This window comes from Pseudomonas brassicacearum, from assembly GCF_003732225.1.
Classification (GTDB): Bacteria; Pseudomonadota; Gammaproteobacteria; order Pseudomonadales; family Pseudomonadaceae; genus Aquipseudomonas; species Aquipseudomonas brassicacearum_E.
On sequence record NZ_MOBJ01000003.1, the window covers coordinates 79351 to 96122 of the forward strand.

Sequence of the window (16772 nt, forward strand, 5' to 3'; positions counted from 1 at the left end):
TTCTACTGTTGTATCACCCGTTCCTTAAAGCGGGTTTTCAGCCAGCTCTTGTCGAGTCAGCGTCTCGACCAGTGCTGCCTCCTCGATTTGCAATTGGGCATCCAGGTCGGCGGACTGTTCTTTATACGAAGCCTGCGAGAGTTCTCCCGACTCCAGTGTTTCGTACAGGCTAGCCTGTTTTGTCTGGTAGGGCGTTTGCTGCGTTTCGAATTGCGATGTGTACTTGTTCGCCAGATAACTCTTCCAGAAATCGCGTTCAACCAGTGCCTGGAGCTCTTCAGGTGAGTTGTCCAGGGCCAGTACTTGAGCTTGTGCGCTATCAAGCATCTGCGGCGTAACGCGGCCCAGGCGGGTAAACCGGACATATTGCGGCTGCCCTGGCAGACCGAGCCGGTCCTTCAGACCGAAGCGGTAGGCCAGCCTTATCTCAACCTCTTCCAGAAGCTTGATGTGCCGCGCTTTCTGAGCCGACGACCACCCAGGCGTGGCATTGATTGCCGCTGTGCGTCGATCGATATCGGAAAGTGCGATCTTCTCGACCTTGTCCAGGCGAAACAAGCCTCTGGACAACTTCAGCAGGGCCGCGCCTTGCTGCCCGTCCAGGGCCAACGTCCGGGCCTTGTAGACCATGGCCATGATTTCCAGATTACTGAACGACAAGGCGGCGCGATCACAGCAGGCCGGCCTTCCCGCCCATTCGAACATTGCCTCGCGCAGCTGTTCGGACTCGAGGTTGGGCTGCGTGACGCTGTCGATAACCCCCCATACCCGTTGCTGGAGATCCTCGTGACCGGCACCGGACTCTTGGAGATCAGCGAGTACCGAGAAGAACCCCGCTGATTCCCGTTGAGCGGATAACGTACGCCATTGAGTTCTTCTGGTCGCCAACAGCTCGATAGACATGTCCAGAGTCCAACGTCCGAGAGCCGCCTCTGTTTCAGCCGCCAAAGGGACAGCCGTATCCCTCGGGGCAGGCGCTCGGTATTCGAACGCCCGGGCGCCCGTATTTTGCCTGCGTTCCAGGTACAGGTCAGGGCGCTCGTGTTCAAGTCGACTCCAGTATTCGACCAACTGGCCCTGAGTCGCCTCGGAAAGCGGATTACCCTGAATGTAAGTGACATTATTGATGCGCGCTGACTGCTCAAGGCGCTCGGAGGAAGGCGCGATGAGACTGTCCGGAATCGTCACAATCCGGTTGTAGCTCAGATCAATGCCATCGAGCGCAGGCTGCTCGGCCAATCCGACTGGCCAGGTATCAATACCGGTCGCCCCCAACGTTAAACTACGCATATCCGTAAGGTGACTGAAGTCAGGCGCCATGCCCAACGGATTGCCGTACAGACTCAAGGCTCTGAGTGTGGTTCGCTCTGCCAGTATCCGGGCGGTCTCCGGCGTCAGCCGAATCCGGTTGTCCTGCAAGAACAACCGGGTCAAGCCATTCATTTCATTCAGTGCCCGGGGTAACTCTGTCAGCTGGTTACCCGACAGATCGAGCCAGCGCACACCACTGTTACGCCGCAAAAAAGCTTCTGGCGTGACGGTCAGTCTCATGTTGCTCAGTTTCAGAGACCCGACATGACTGAAATCGGCGTCGAGCTCAGGCAGGTTCGGCAACATCAGACCACTGAGGTCAAGTTCAAGACCGATCGGCGATCCGTCATAGGCGAGCACTGGTTGTGTGCGCCTCTGCCAGCAGGCGCGAATACGGTCGGCGGCTAAATAGCGATCTTCCCTGAGGCCCAGGTTTGCCCGGTTTCTCACATAGACGTATTGCTGGGGTTCTTCACCCGTGTATGCCCACTCGGACAACTGGCTGTTCAGTCTGCGAAACGCCGCTTCCTGCCGAACCACTTCTGCTTCGATTCGTACCTCGGTGCCCAACCCGTTGAAGTAGTCTTCGACCTGCCCATAGGTAGCATCCGGATAGACAGCGCGATACCGGCGGTGCAAAGGCGGATTGACTTCAAACGCCCCCTCCAGCCCCCCTTCCAGCCACTCGGGATGCGTCTGCATCAAGCGTTGCCGAAAGTCCCAGAGTTGCAGCGCGCTTTGGCGGGTGAACGGATTGCCTTCCAGCAGCGTCACCCGGTTGACCCTCGCGACCGCTTCAAGCTGTTCGGCGGCCGGATTGAGCAGCGCGTGCGGCACCTCACGCAAGCGGTTGTTACGCAGATCGACCGTGCGCAGACCGCTTTGATCACGCAACCCCACGGGCCACTGGTCGATTGCCGTTCTCTCCAGGCGCACTTCCTGTAACCGCGGCATGGTGCTGAAGTCCGGCAACCTGCCAAGCGGGTTGCCGTTGAGTTTCAACACTTCAAGGGTACCCATCCCGCCGAGCAAATTGGCACTCTGTTCGGTCAGCACGATCGATTGCCAGTTCAGATCCAGGTGGGTCAGGCCTTTCATCTGGCCGATGCTCTCGGGCAGCTGGGTAAGGCCCTCCGATGCGCGATTGATCGTCAACCGTTTGAGGTTCTTGAAGCCCTTGAGGAAGCCGTCGGTCCGTGCCCTGAAACCCCCCGATATGAATGTCAGTTCCTCAATATGATCGAAATCCACGCTCAACGCCGGTAGCTCTACCCAATGATCGATCTTCAGTGTTGAACCTGTTTCCCGGCGCCAGCAGCGTTTGATCTTGCTGGCCACGTAGGACTGCGGTGTCCCTTTGATCCCCAGGCTTGGCGAACGATGCTCAAAAACCCAAGCCTTCAATTCGCGTTTCAAGGTTGCATACTCGGCTTCCAGCCGGGTCAATGAGCTGCGGGGATCGGGTCCCAGCGACTGGATAAACGTTTCGACATCGGCGTCCTGGAAACTGGGGAACAGCTTGCGAACCCGTGCCCGGCTGGTTTTGAAAAAACTGGCGACCTGCAGCGCACTCGGCAAGGGATAACCGGCGCCGCCGAGCAGTTTGTTTTCCGGATCGAAAGCAGGCCGCAGTTGACGATGCTGCGCAAGCACATCCCTGAACGAGTCTCGCGACAATGGCGTTCGTTGCACGGTCTGCTTCAGACTTTCGGCCTCCTGCTCGGTGAACCCGAGCGCCAGGCGTTGATCTTCCGACAAGGCCTGCAGCACCGCCGAATAAAGACCTTCGGAAGCATCCGCTCCATACAGACCGTTTTCAGCGGATACCAGTACCTTGCGCACGGGTGCATCCGGCGCACCGACCGCGTCAATCAATCGCCCCTTCGCCCAGTATTCACGCAATTCGAAGCGCACATCCTTCGGCCAGCCCGGCAGTGTTGCCAGGCTACGCAGGGCCAGTCGCTGGCCGTCCAGATTGGAAGAAGCATCGAGATAGAACCCTTCATAGGCCCGTGCCACGCGCAACTCTTGCCGGCACCAGCGGGCTTGCTCATAAATCCGCTGGGGCAAGGGCCCGGGTTCGCCGAGTCCAGCCAGCTCTTGCGTGGTCGCGCCCTCGATAATCTGATTAACGACCGCCCCCGGCAACTTCGGGAAAAAAGCCTTTATCCGCCGTCCGTAAGCATCCACCACGGCGTCCTGCTTTCGATAGAGCGATTCGAACAACGTGGCTTTTCTACGTTGCACGCCACGGGCGATTTCCTTGCGCAGTGCCGTGGCCCGCAGGTCCATTGACGTTCCCGGCTCTCCCGGAGCCTGTGCAAGATCGACACCTTGCGCCTCGAGTGTCTCCAGCAGCGACTTGAGCAACTGGCCCCTCGCCAGACTCGACTCACTCAGCACCATGTCCAGCCTGCGCGGTGACGAGCCGCTGCCTGACGGGTCCTCCCAGAGAATGTTCGCCTGGCTGTCCATGACCCGCACCGGCGGGCGCCCCGGTATCAGTTCTTGACTGTCCATGACCTGAAATTGCAGGCGTATATCTGCCTTTGCGTAAACACTCGGATCATCGCTGCCGATCTGCCTGCTGAAGGTTTCAATGTCCCGATCGATCCGAAAGCGCGTGAGCGTATCGGTCAACAGCGCTGAGGGTGGCTCCTGTTCGACATGCATCCGGCGCAACTGGTCCTGTTCGATGCCACTGGCGATCCGAACCTGTTCCAGCTGAGTGTCGGTAAACGCGTCCGAACGATAGCCCAGCCTGCGCATCAGCGTCGGACCTTCCCAGCTCAACGGCTCTTCTCCTTCATGAACCCAGGCACCGTCACCGTTGTGCTCGACGAGGGGATGATAAGCATCAGGCCGTCCCGGATGCTGGATACGATACTCACCCGTGGCCGGGTTCTCTTTCACCACATAAAGCTGATTGCCCAGGGGCAGAACCTCCTGACCGCCGACCTGGTGCAAACCCGACTCGTTGTGCACCGAATCTTCCGGCAGATAGACACTCGCCCCGTAGGGTGTCGGATCCGGTTTCCACAGGCGGGTTTCGCCCGAAGGCAATTGAACCGGTTTCAGGCTGTCGACAAAGGGCGAAGCCTTCACACCCTTGAGAGCCCGCCCGCCCACAGCCATCACGCCTATCAGCGCGAGGTTCTCGGCCACGTCACTCAAATGCGCCCAGGCGGCTTCCCGATCGCCTTCGCTCCACTCGATGGAGCCCTCAAGCGTTTCGTACATCAATTGACCCGCCATGACCACCAACATGACTTCCCCCAGCACCGGTACAAACATCGACACCAGATTCAGGGCAGCCATTGCGCCTTCCAGCAGATGGGCGATCCTGTCGGCGCGGCTCTTGGCATCGGCATCAGAGGTCGGAACCGCGTGGCTGCGGGCATCCGAGATAATCTTGTCCCTCGAACGTTGATAGAGTTGCGCCCACAGGTCAGCGTTTTCGGCCCAATAGCCGTCTCTGTTGCGGTAGGCCAGACGTATATCCAGCTCAGTCACGGGCACACGTGGCGCCGGCTTTGCCGGTGGTAGCTCGTTCGGCGTCAGACTCGTGCCCAGCGCTCCACCGGTTATCGATATGAATTCCCCGGTGATCGTGGAACGAAAGAGGGCCAATGGGTCCGAAGGTGCATCGGCGGCTTCCTTCGTGAGGCGATTGAAAAAATACGGACGATCCTTGTAGTCAAGGAACTGGCTCAGAAAGTCCGAATAATCAGTGGCACCGGACTTTTCGGATGCCTTGCTCGGTGCCAATAACTGACGGGTCAGTTCATCAGGCGCTTCCATTCCCCGGTATTTCTTTACCGGATGTTCGGGATCATGAGGGATGTACAAAATGACTTCTTTTATGTCCCTGCGGTGCGCTTCGACCGTTACGAACGCCAGACATCCGGTGAGTATCTTGTGCAGAATCACCGGCTCCCAGAACCAGACCGGCGTGTTGCCGTTCATGACCTTTTTTTCGCCGGCAATTGCCGAAAGAATGATGTTGTAATCATTCGGTTCGATATCGTTCTTGACCAATGCCATGTAAGCGGCGGCTTTCAATGCATCCTTCTGACACGCGATAAACTTGAGCGATAGATAGGCTTCGGCAACGGGTTCGCCAGACAGCAGAACAGACTTGAGATAGTCCTGATATTTTTGACCGATATCCAGCGTGCGGCACACCGCTATAAAGTTCTGGGCCGTTAGCGTGGTTGTGATCGTTTCAAACTTTCCATCCCGGTCCGGTTCAGTCACGAAACCTGACGAGTCGTCGAATGCCCCTCTGTCGTTTTCAAACGCTTCGAAGTTATGAAGCGCCGCGTCCAGCAACGACACTGTCATGACCGGGAAGGCACCGATCTTTATACCCAGCGGCCCGACGGTCAGAGGCTTCATTAACCTCAAACAGGTTTTATTGACATCCAGCGTCACATTACATCGTTGGTACAACGCATTAATTAACAAAGGCTGGGCGAAGGTCTTGATGTCTTGCACCCTGGCCATGACTTTATCGAGAGCGGTCTGCGACTTGATGCTCGCCTCGGTCAAGCGCTTTATCTCTTGGCGCTGCTCGACCGTGGCGTTTTTGTACCAGTCCAGAATCTGCGCGGGGGCTTGTCGAAAGGCCTCGCGCCTTGCAGGCGTGGCCCTGATCAGCCAGTCCGGGATGGCATTTTTTATAAACTCGGTATTGGGGCCGTGTTCTTCAGTATTTAACGAGCCCGATCGAAGGGCGTCGTTGCTTCCTTGCAACGTAGTCATCGCATAGCTCCTTAATGGTTTTTTTCGATGCAACTCTTTCAGCACCCTCGATGCGAAGGATTGCGCCTTCACATCGAGGCAAAAACAACCGTGGTCAGCTACGGGTGTCCACCGTAAACAGAGGAGGTTCAACCCGTCGCAGTTTTGCCCGGTCAATGGCTTGCTGAGTCAGTTGCTTGAGAAGGGTTTCGCGCTCGTCCTTGATCAGGTCGAGCTCTGCGGCATACGCTTCATCGGTCACGACTTGCCCCGGCTCAAAGGCGCTTTCAGGTTTACCAAGCTCGGCGGCCAGTACCCTTATTTCTTCCTTTAGCTTCTCTCGCTCTTCCAGTGTCAGGTCCGTGCGGGAGGCTCGTTCGTCAAGAGCAACCTTGAACTCGGTCGTCGCTACCGTCTTGCGATCAAACGCCCTGAAACGTGCGCGATTCGAACGCTGCACATAGGTCCGCCAAAATGGCTGCTCGGCAATCGAATCACGCAGCAGATCACCCTCCTCCAGCCCCAAAACTCGCTGGTAGGCGTTCTCGATCATTTCGCCGGTAACGCCTGCGATCTGGCGAAACTGCATTCCACGCGCCTGCCAAGGCAGGTCAAGTCGCTCTGCCAGGTCCGTCATGAACGCGAGGTGAACTTCGACCTCGTCGATGGTTCCGGTCACATCGCCGTCGTTATCGACGCGCCGAAAACGTTCGCCCGCTGCCTCACGTGCGATGATGTGACGACGGGCGATCCGCTCGATTTCATCGAGGCGTGCCTTGCCTTGGGCCAACTCGACCAGCTGCGCTTCGATCAAACTGGCGTTGCCCAATTCGAGGGCTTCCTGGACCAGGACATCAACCCCCAGTACGTTGAATAGCTGGGTCGCGCCATCCACGCATTGGCTGCGCGCCGTGGCCTCGGTAAAAAACTTCGTGCGCAATTCAGCGTCCCGGGACATGGTCTCGACCATTCGCCACACCTTCGCCGTCAAATCGGTTCGATAGGCGCTACCCGCGGTAAAGTCCGCCGATTGGGTCAGACGCCTGATCTCATCGAAGAATCCAGTCGAGTTGAACTCATCTTCAAGCACATCCCAGAGCATTTGCTTCGCCACCCACTCGTCAAAGGTCACGCCTTGCCTCCATTCCACGGAGTCGCGCACGCCTCTGGGGGGATAAGGGCGTTCAGGGTCCAGCCCCGTTGACCTGATGTAGTCTTTGAGCAGCTTCAGGTTTTCGGGTGACATCCAGGGCGGTTGGCGGCTGAGCAATGTACGCGCCAGCAACTCCGCATCGGCTGACCCGGGCGTGACTTCGGGTATGTGTGTGAGCAGGTTGCGCTGCATGTCCAGATAGATATGCCGGGGGCGCGGAAGGTCAAACAACCCCGGCGGCCAGGTGGTCGCTCCGGTATCGTACAGAAGCAGCGTATGCAGATCGGGCATGCGACTGAGGTTCGGCAGCAGACCCAGCGGATTTCCGGCCAGCCCCAGGGTTTGCATCTGCGTGCGACGGCTAAGCATTTCAACGTCGGCGGGCGTCAGAACGATCCGGTTGCCCGAAAGTTCGAGGAAGTTGAGATGCGGCATCCCGTCGATGTGTCGCGGCAACGTTGTCAGTTTATTGCCTCCAAGGTCCAGGGCACGCAACTTGCCAAACGGCTGAAGAAAGGACTGTTCAGCATCGGAAATACCGGTGTTATGCATTTTCAGATACGTGACATGGTCGAAGTTGCCCTCCAGCGTGGGCATCCTTGCGAAATGCAGGTTCAGCGGAAAATTGCTCAGGTCCAGTTTCTGCCCAACCACATTGCCAAACGAGTCGAGCTGTGTTGGTCCGGTACGCTGCCAGCACTGCCTGATTTTTAGGGCAAACTGATTCCTCGCATTCCACTCCCCAACGCCGCTCGGGCCAAACCGGAAATCTCGGGTCGGCGAGTTAACCCATCGCGTCAATTTTGAACTCAACTGTTCGAATTCAAGTTCAAGCTCTTCCAGCTGCATGTCGACCGGCATCCCCTGCCGGTTGAAACGCTCCAGCAACGCAGCGGACTCCACTTCCGTGAAAGCGGGGTAGAGCCTACTTATCCGCGCCTGCGGACTTTGCCCCCACTGCCTGTCTACGTGTTCACGTAAATATCCCAACTTGCCGCCTGGCAAGCGCATGGTTTGCGGGTCGTACAACGGTTTACGGATTGGCTGCTCAAGCAGGATCGATTCGAATTGTTCGTGGCTGAGCGGTGAACCCCGAACCGCATTCTTGAGCTGCACACCTTCGTGAACTTCATAGCCCAGAGCGTTGCGCTGCGTGTCGGGCAAGGCATGCAACACCGAGGCGTAGAGATCGTCGGTACCATGCAGGTGCTGGTCATCGGTGTCCCGTGCCTGGTAAAGACCGTCCTCGTCCAGCACCAGCACTTTTCGGATCGGCGCATCCGCCGCGCCCACACTGCCGAGCAGATCCCCGGAGAATCCCAAATGACGAATTTCGATCCGGACGTCCGCCGACCACCCGGGCAGGCTGGCCAGCGTGGCCAGTTCGAGCCGGCGGGTGTCGGCATTTTCCAGTTCCTCTAGGTAAAGTCCCTCGTACGCGCGGTTCAAGCGCACACGCTCCTGCGCCCGGCGTGTCTGCTGGCGCAAACGCAGCGGCAGGCGCTGTTTCTCGGCCAAGTGTTGCAGGTCGGTGGGTTCGGCGCTGTCCAGTAACTCTTGCGCAACGCTGCCGGGCAGTTGCGGGGAGTCGTCCACCAGCAAGCGCACCTGCGGGTTGCCGGACACATCGCGGCTCTTGTACAGCGCGTCAAACAGACGCTTGCGTTGTTTCTGCGCCTGCATGGCCAATCGGCTGCGCAACGCGTCGATCCATGAGGCCGTGTCATCGGCGACCCGTGCGCCAAGCATCTCCCGTAGTTCGGTCGTGTTCAGGGATTCAATCACTCGCTCAGGCAGTTTCCCGGCCACCAGCTCCGAGCGGCTGATTTTGATGGTCTGTGGCTCAGCGGCCATGGGGTTGCCATGTTTGAAGGACGTCCCGGTGCGATCATCCCCTTCAAACACCTCCAGAGCCCGGGACTCCGGCCAGCGCGGCAGTTCGACCAGAGTCGCCGGCAGAAAACCGGCCATCTCCTCCGGCACCCGGTTCGACAGGATTTGCTCGGGATAGCGTTGCACGTCGGCGTAGGTATTGAAGCGCGTGAGCGTGTCGCGCAACAGCGCCGGCGGCGTTTCATGCTCGACATGCAGCCGGCGTAACAGCCCCTCCTCCACGCCGCTCACATGGTGGATTTTAACCAGGGTAGAGGCCGAGTACTGCTCCAGCGAGTTGTCCAGGCGATAGATCAGGCGAGCCGCGTCCCAGGTCAGTGGTTGCTCGGTTTCAGCTTTCCAGGCACCGGCATTATTGTGCTCCACCCTCGGCTGATAGGCGCTTGGCCGGGTCGGGTGCTGCAGACGATGCTCGCCCGTCACCGGGTCCTGGCGCACCTGGTAATTCTTTTCTTCCAGGTGCAGCCACTGTTGATCGTTGTGCTGATAAAGCCCCAGGTCATCGGGTTTGGCCTCGGCCGGCAGCTTCACCGGGTGCTCGTATGGGCTCAGGTCCGGTTTCCACAGGCGGCTCTTGCCGTTGGGCAGCTCCACCGGTTTGAGGCTGTCGATCAGCGGGCTGGGGGTTACCGGCACCCGGACGCCCTTGGGCAATACGTGCCCGGCGGCCATCAAGGCCAGTTGCGCAAAGTTGATCAAGACGCTGTTGATGTGCGCCGACGCTTCGTCCCGGTCGCCCTTGCTCCAGTCTTCGATACCTTCCAGCAGCTCTTCGGCGATCTGCGCCACCATCAGCGCCAGCATGGCTTCGCCCAGCCCCGGCACCAGCATCGCGGCAAAGTTGAACACGTTCCAGCCAATGTCCAGGTAGCTGGTCAGGCGCTTCCAGCGAGTGGCAGCGTCTTCATCGCCGGTCGGCACGGCAATCACCCGCGCGTCGCTGATCGCCTTGTCGCGCTTGAGACGATACAGCTGTGGCCACAGCTCCCCCGACAGCCGGTTGGTGATCGGCTCGGCATTGGGGTTCTCAATCGCGGTTTCTCGCCACCATGGCCCCATGTCCAGCGGTTCACGCTGCTGCCAGGTGATCCGGCTCAGACGCTCCCTGACCCGGGCAAAGAACCGGCCCTTGTCCTTCTGCTCCACGAAGCGGCTGAAGAACGCCTGATAGTCCGGCTCGCGCAGTTGGCTGATCAGCACTTTCATGAAGTCCGTCAGCGAGGCGTACTCTTTCAACGGGTGCAGCGGGTCGTCCGGGACATAGGCAATCACCGGGCCGCTCAAGCGGCTTTGCTGGTAGATGTCCTGCTGGCGCAGCATCTCTTCGCTGACTCCGCTGGGGCCATTGGCGAAAAACGCCTGCAGCAGTTTGAACTTGTCGACATCGTTGCCCGGTAACACCACCGATAAAATGCTCGACAGGTTGAGCCAGGAGGCACGTTCGTCAGGCGCCAGGGCCTCCACCTCCGCCTGGATTTGGCCGCCGTCGCCCTCGGCACTGAACAACACCACACCGTGCAGCGCGAAGCCCATCAGCGACAGCCGATGCAAATGCAGCGGGCGACGGTGGAAACTGATGGCGCTTTTATTCTCGCGAACCTCGCGCAGGACACCGTAGGCATACGAACTGATGTCGTCTTTCAGCAGGGCGATCAGTGAGGCCAGTTCAAACGCCGCTTTCTCACTGGCCGCGCCGTGCTGTTCCAGCGCTTGCCTTTGCTGCGGGTCGGCCGGCAGCAGCAGGGATTTCAGATGGGTTTGATACTGCGCGCCAATGTCCAGTCGACGACACAGCGTGGCTATTTTACTGACCGTCATCGGCGGGATCAGCGACAGCTCCCCTCTAAAGTTGGTGCGATAGACACCGGAACCACTGCGGAAATAATCGGCGGCGGTTTCCGGCGCTTCAAAGTTATGCAGCGCCGCGTCCAATAGGGTGGACTCGCGCAGAGGACTGGCGCCGCTATCGATACCGAAGATGATCCGGTCCGGCACATACAGCCTCAGCGTCAGTTGGCTGACGTCGTCATGGCTGTTGAAGTTCGAACTCATCAACCAGGACAGCATGGGTTTGGCAAACGCCCTGATGTCCTGTTGCAGGTCTTGCAATGGCGCATCCACCAGCCGCTGCAACAACCAGCGTTTATCGATCAACTCCTTGAGGTATTGCCGATCAACTGCGGAAGCGTTCAGGTACCAACCCGGTGTCGAGACCGTGGTGCTGGCGAGCAACGACAACCTGCCCGGCGACGCATGGGTGACGGCCGCCGGAAGTGCCTGAACAATACGGTCATAATGAATGCCTTTGTTTTCCGCAGGTAATACTGGAGGCCTTGAACCCCCACTAACATCCTGTAACTTATCCATATACTTAAAACCAAAGACAGCCCGATAAGTCTTCAGCTTAAGCCCCTGCCAATAAAACAAAAGACTAAAAACCTGCTCGACACAGCCCATGAAAACAGGTCGATAGTTCAAACATTAAAGAGATGAATATATATAAATAACACCACACCTTTGAAACTTATGCCCCACCACCGAGCGCCTATAAAAAAACCCCGAAGATTGCGTTTTCAGCGACCTTCGGGGTATTCAAATACCTAACGCGTTACTCTCCGGCGTTCAAACCGGGCAGCTCCAGTTTTGTCTTGCGGTTGATGAACGCGTCCTCGACCGCTTCAAACTCCCTGGCCAGTTCTGCGCTCTTGATCAGGTATTCCTGACTCGCCAAATCCGCTGCCACCAGCGCGTCCAGCCGTGCGTGCAACGGCTCTTGCTCCAGCAGAAATTCATCGGCGTATTTGTGCTTCAGGAACCCTCGCCAGAAATCACGCTGGGTGGTCGCCGCAAACTCCTGGGGTGAGTTGTCCAGGGCCAACACCCTCTGCTCGGCGGCATCCAGCATCGCCGCCGGCACAGCCCCGCCGATAAATCTGGCCTGCTGCGGCTGCCCGGGCAAACCCAGTCGATCCTTCAGCCCGATACGGTAGGCAAGACGAATCTCGACTCGGTCGACAAGCAGAACCTCTTCAACCTTATGCGCCAGGGTCAAAGCGTGATTTTCCGAAATCTTGCGAATCCGCTCGCTCGCATCCTGTTGTGCAATCCGTTCGACTTCGTCAAGCCTGAACAAGCCCTTTGCCAGTGTGGAAAGCTCCGGGGTCGCCTGCGTGCTCAAGCCGTGGCTGACCAGATTCCTGACCTCCAGGCGACTGAAAATCAGCGCAGCCCCATCGGCACAGGTTTCCACATCCCCGGCCAGGCGGAACAACTCGGTGCGCAATTGTTCGGACTGTGCAGCAGCATCCATCAGCGTCCATACCCTAGCCTGCAGATCAGGATAGGCGTTCCTGTACTCGCCTGTTTGTCGCAGACTCTCCAATAACCTGAAGAACTCCTGACTGTGGGTGTTTTCCCCTTCAAGCAGACTCCACTGCTCTTGTCTGGCGGCACGCTCGCCGGCCGGAATGTCTCGCATCCAGTGCTGCAACCGCTCACTGGAGTTTGCCAAAGGGCCGGCAGCTGCGCGCGGTTGAATGGGCACTGGCACCCCACCCCAGCCTGGCTGAGTGCGCATCCAGGCCTGAGCATAATCTTCCAGAGCCGCTGGCGTGAGCGGGTTGCCGTCCAGAACGGCACTGTTGAATACCCGCTGCGCAGCAACAGCGTTTTCCGCGGAGGGATTGAGGATTTCGTCTGGAACCCGGCTGATGAAGTTGTCGCGCAGATCGACACGTTGAAGCTCCCGTAAACTGTCAAGCCCCGCTGGCCACTCGGTTATTACAGCGTTACGCAGGTTGATTCGTCTTAATGTCGGTATCCGACTGAAGTCCGGAACCCGACCCAGCGGGTTGTAGCTCAGGTTCAGTTGTTGGAGCGACGGGTAACTTTCAAGTGCCACGATGGCTTCCGGACTCAACGAAATGGTATTGCGGGAGAGATTCAGCGCTTCCAGCCTCCGCATCAGCGGCAACGACCCCGGAAGTGTTTGCAGCCGATTGTTCTCCAGGTTCACCTCGCGCAAATTCGGGAACGCTTCGAGAAAAGTGGCCGGCACCTCCCCAAGCGTCATGGCGCTGAGGTCCAGCGAATAAACGTGAGTGAAAAGCGCTCGGGTAAACACCGGAAGCTCCCCGATACGCAGACCGGTCAGGCTGAGAGTGGAATCGGCATAAAAACTGCCGATAGCCTCCCGCGGCGAATTGGTCCGTTGCCAACAACGCCGGAGCAAGTCGGCAACACGCTGCCTGTCCTCCCAGTTGACCGGTTCAATACTCCCATCGGACAAGACGTGCGTCCCCGGCGTATCCACCCAGACATTCGTCTCCTGAAACAGGCTGTCGAGCTCTTGGTCAAGGCCCAGCAAATACTCATCAACTGACAGCGGATAGGTGGGATGTGCCTGCGCACGTTCCGCCTGCGCCAAAACCATTTCGACATCTGCATTGCCAAGGGAGGGGTACAGTTGTCGAACCCTCGCGCGTCGCTCTGCCATCAGCAGATTCATGCCTTGCCCACGACCACTCATAGGATAGCCAAAGGTGCCGTCGCCCCCACGCATCGGAGCCTTGAAAAAAGGTTTGATCGGCTGCATCCGCAACGCCTTACGCAAGTCGTCGCGCGACAGAACACGCTGTTTGATCAACTGCTTCAATTGCGCCCCCTGCCCCACATTGGGAAGCCCCAGCGAGGCGCGATGGTTCTGCGGTAAAGCATGCTGCAGAGCCGCATACACATCGTCAGCGCCGTGCAGATGGTTATCGTCACTGTCACGCGCTTCGTATCGTCCGTCTTCGCTGCGCACCAGTACCTTGCGCTCGGTCGCGTTCTCGGGGCCAATGCTCGCGCGCAGTTCCCCGTTGAAGGAACCATAGCGCACTTCAATTCGCAGATTTTTTATCCCGTTCGGTAATGCTTCCAGTGTGTGGAGAACCAGGGTCTCAGTATCCGGAGTCAACGCGGTCTCCAGGTATAGCCCTTCATAGGCCCGTGACAGACGCACTTCACGTTGTGCATTACGTAGCGCCTCGGCCAGGCGCAGAGGAATAGGCTTGGTCTGTTGCGTGTTCGCAAAATCCCATTGAGCCATTTGTCGGCGCTCGGCGCTGGAAGCACCGCCCAGCACGTCTTCGACAATGTTCGTGGGGAGGCCAGTGAAACGGCTTTTAATCAGCTCGACACGCGGATCAACCGATGCCTGTTGGCTGGCGTAGCGAGTATTGAACAATTCGGTCTTGTGATCGATCGTCGCGTAGACACCCGACTCAGTGCTTTCCATCCGGGAGATAAGGTTTTCGGTCTGTCGGTAGGCGTCGAAACGGCTGAGGGTATCGGCCAGCAATGGCGGCAGCGGCTCGCGCTCGACATACATTTTGCGCAACAGGCCTTCGTGAGTGCCGCTGATCTTGCGGGCCAGCTCAAGCTCGCCATCGCTTAATGCGTCCGCACGGTGACCAAGGCGTCGTAACAAGGCCGGACGCTCCCAGGTCAAGGGTTGCTCGGTGTCATGAATCCAGGCGCCGGCATTATTGTGCTCCACCCTCGGCTGATAGGCGCTTGGCCGGGTCGGATGCTGCAGGCGATGTTCGCCCGTCACCGGGTCCTGGCGCACCTGGTAATTCTTTTCTTCCAGGCGCAGCCACTGTTGATCGTTGTGCCGATAAAGCCCCAGGTCATCGGGTTTGGCCTCGGCCGGCAGCGCCACCGGGTGCTCGTAAGGCGTCAGGTCCGGTTTCCAGAGGCGGCTCTTGCCGGTGGGCAGCTCCACCGGTTTGAGGCTGTCGATCAGCGGGCTGGGGGTTACCGCCACCCGGGCGCCCTTGGGCAATACGTGCCCGGCGGCCATCAAGGCCAGTTGCGCAAAGTTGATCAAGACGCTGTTGATGTGCGCCGACGCTTCGTCCCGGTCGCCCTTGCTCCAGTCTTCGATACCTTCCAGCAGCTCTTCGGCGATCTGCGCCACCATCAACGCCAGCATGGCTTCGCCCAGCCCCGGCACCAGCATCGCGGCAAAGTTGAAGACGTTCCAGCCAATGTCCAGGTAGCTGGTCAGGCGCTTCCAGCGCGTGGCGGCGTCTTCATCGCCGGTCGGCACGGCAATCACCCGCGCATCGCTGATCGCCTTGTCGCGCTTGAGACGATACAGCTGTGGCCACAGCTCCCCCGACAGCCGGTTGGTGATCGGCTCGGCATTGGGGTTCTCGATCGCGGTTTCTCGCCACCATGGCCCCATGTCCAGCGGTTCACGCTGCTGCCAGGTGATCCGGCTCAGACGTTCCCTGACCCGGGCAAAGAACCGGCCCTTGTCCTTCTGCTCCACGAAGCGGCTGAAGAACGCCTGATAGTCCGGCTCGCGCAGTTGGCTGATCAGCACTTTCATGAAGTCCGTCAGCGAGGCGTACTCTTTCAACGGGTGCAGCGGATCGTCCGGCACATAGGCAATCACCGGGCCGCTCAAGCGGCTTTGCTGGTAGATGTCCTGCTGGCGCAGCATCTCTTCGCTGACTCCGCTGGGGCCATTGGCGAAAAACGCCTGCAGCAGTTTGAACTTGTCGACATCGTTGCCCGGTAACATCACCGATAAAATGCTCGACAGGTTGAGCCAGGAGGCACGTTCGTCAGGCGCCAGGGCCTCCACCTCCGCCTGGATTTTGCCGCCGTCGCCCTCGGCACTGAACAACACCACACCGTGCAGCGCGAAGCCCATCAGCGACAGCCGATGCAAATGCAGCGGCCGACGGTGGAAACTGATGGCGCTTTTATTCTCGCGAACCTCGCGCAGGACACCGTAGGCATACGAACTGATGTCGTCTTTCAGCAGAGCGATCAGTGAGGCCAGTTCAAACGCCGCTTTCTCACTGGCCGCGCCGTGCTGTTCCAGCGCTTGCCTTTGCTGCGGGTCAGCCGGCAACAGCAGGGATTTCAGATGGGTTTGATACTGCGCGCCAATGTCCAGTCGACGACACAGCGTGGCTATTTTACTGACCGTCATCGGCGGGATCAGCGACAGCTCCCCTCTAAAGTTGGTGCGATAGACACCGGAACCACTGCGGAAATAATCGGCGGCGGTTTCCGGCGCTTCAAAGTTATGCAGCGCCGCGTCCAATAGGGTGGACTCGCGCAGAGGACTGGCGCCGCTATCGATACCGAAGATGATCCGGTCCGGCACATACAGCCTCAGCGTCAGTTGGCTGACGTCGTCATGGCTGTTGAAGTTCGAACTCATCAACCAGGACAGCATGGGTTTGGCAAACGCCCTGATGTCCTGTTGCAGGTCTTGCAATGGCGCATCCACCAGGCGCTGCAACAACCAGCGTTTATCGATCAACTCCTTGAGGTATTGCCGATCGACTGCGGAAGCGTTCAGGTACCAACCCGGTGTCGAGACCGTGGTGCTGGCGAGCAACGACAACCTGCCCGGCGACGCATGGGTGACGGCCGCCGGAAGTGCCTGAACAATACGGTCATAATGAATGCCTTTGTTTTCGACGGGTGAAACTGAAGGCACTGTAACAACATCCAATCCTTGTGATTCATACATAATATTACGACCAAAGATAATCCAATAAGTCTTCAGCTTAAGCCGTGCCTGATAAAACAAAAGACTAAAAACCTGCTCGGCATTGCCCATAAAAACAGGCCGACTGTTCAAACATTAAAGGACCGAAACTAT

At 58.5% G+C, this 16772-nt stretch carries 3 protein-coding genes; all 3 read right to left on the bottom strand.

Going from position 1 to position 16772, the window contains the following annotated elements; all coding sequences use genetic code 11:
- Positions 1–24: 24 nt before the first annotated feature.
- Complete coding sequence (locus BK659_RS03425; RefSeq protein ID WP_148050414.1) at positions 25–6147, bottom strand: NEL-type E3 ubiquitin ligase domain-containing protein; 6123 nt, start codon at positions 6145–6147, stop codon at positions 25–27.
- 22 nt (positions 6148–6169) lie between these two features.
- Positions 6170–11467 carry an NEL-type E3 ubiquitin ligase domain-containing protein gene (locus tag BK659_RS03430; protein WP_123423727.1) on the bottom strand — a complete coding sequence of 1766 codons (5298 nt, stop codon included), beginning with the start codon at positions 11465–11467 and terminating at the stop codon, positions 6170–6172.
- Between the two features lie 241 nt (positions 11468–11708).
- A complete protein-coding gene (locus BK659_RS03435) occupies positions 11709–16607 on the bottom strand; it encodes an NEL-type E3 ubiquitin ligase domain-containing protein (RefSeq protein ID WP_185015280.1) in 4899 nt (1632 codons plus the stop codon).
- Positions 16608–16772: the final 165 nt, after the last annotated feature.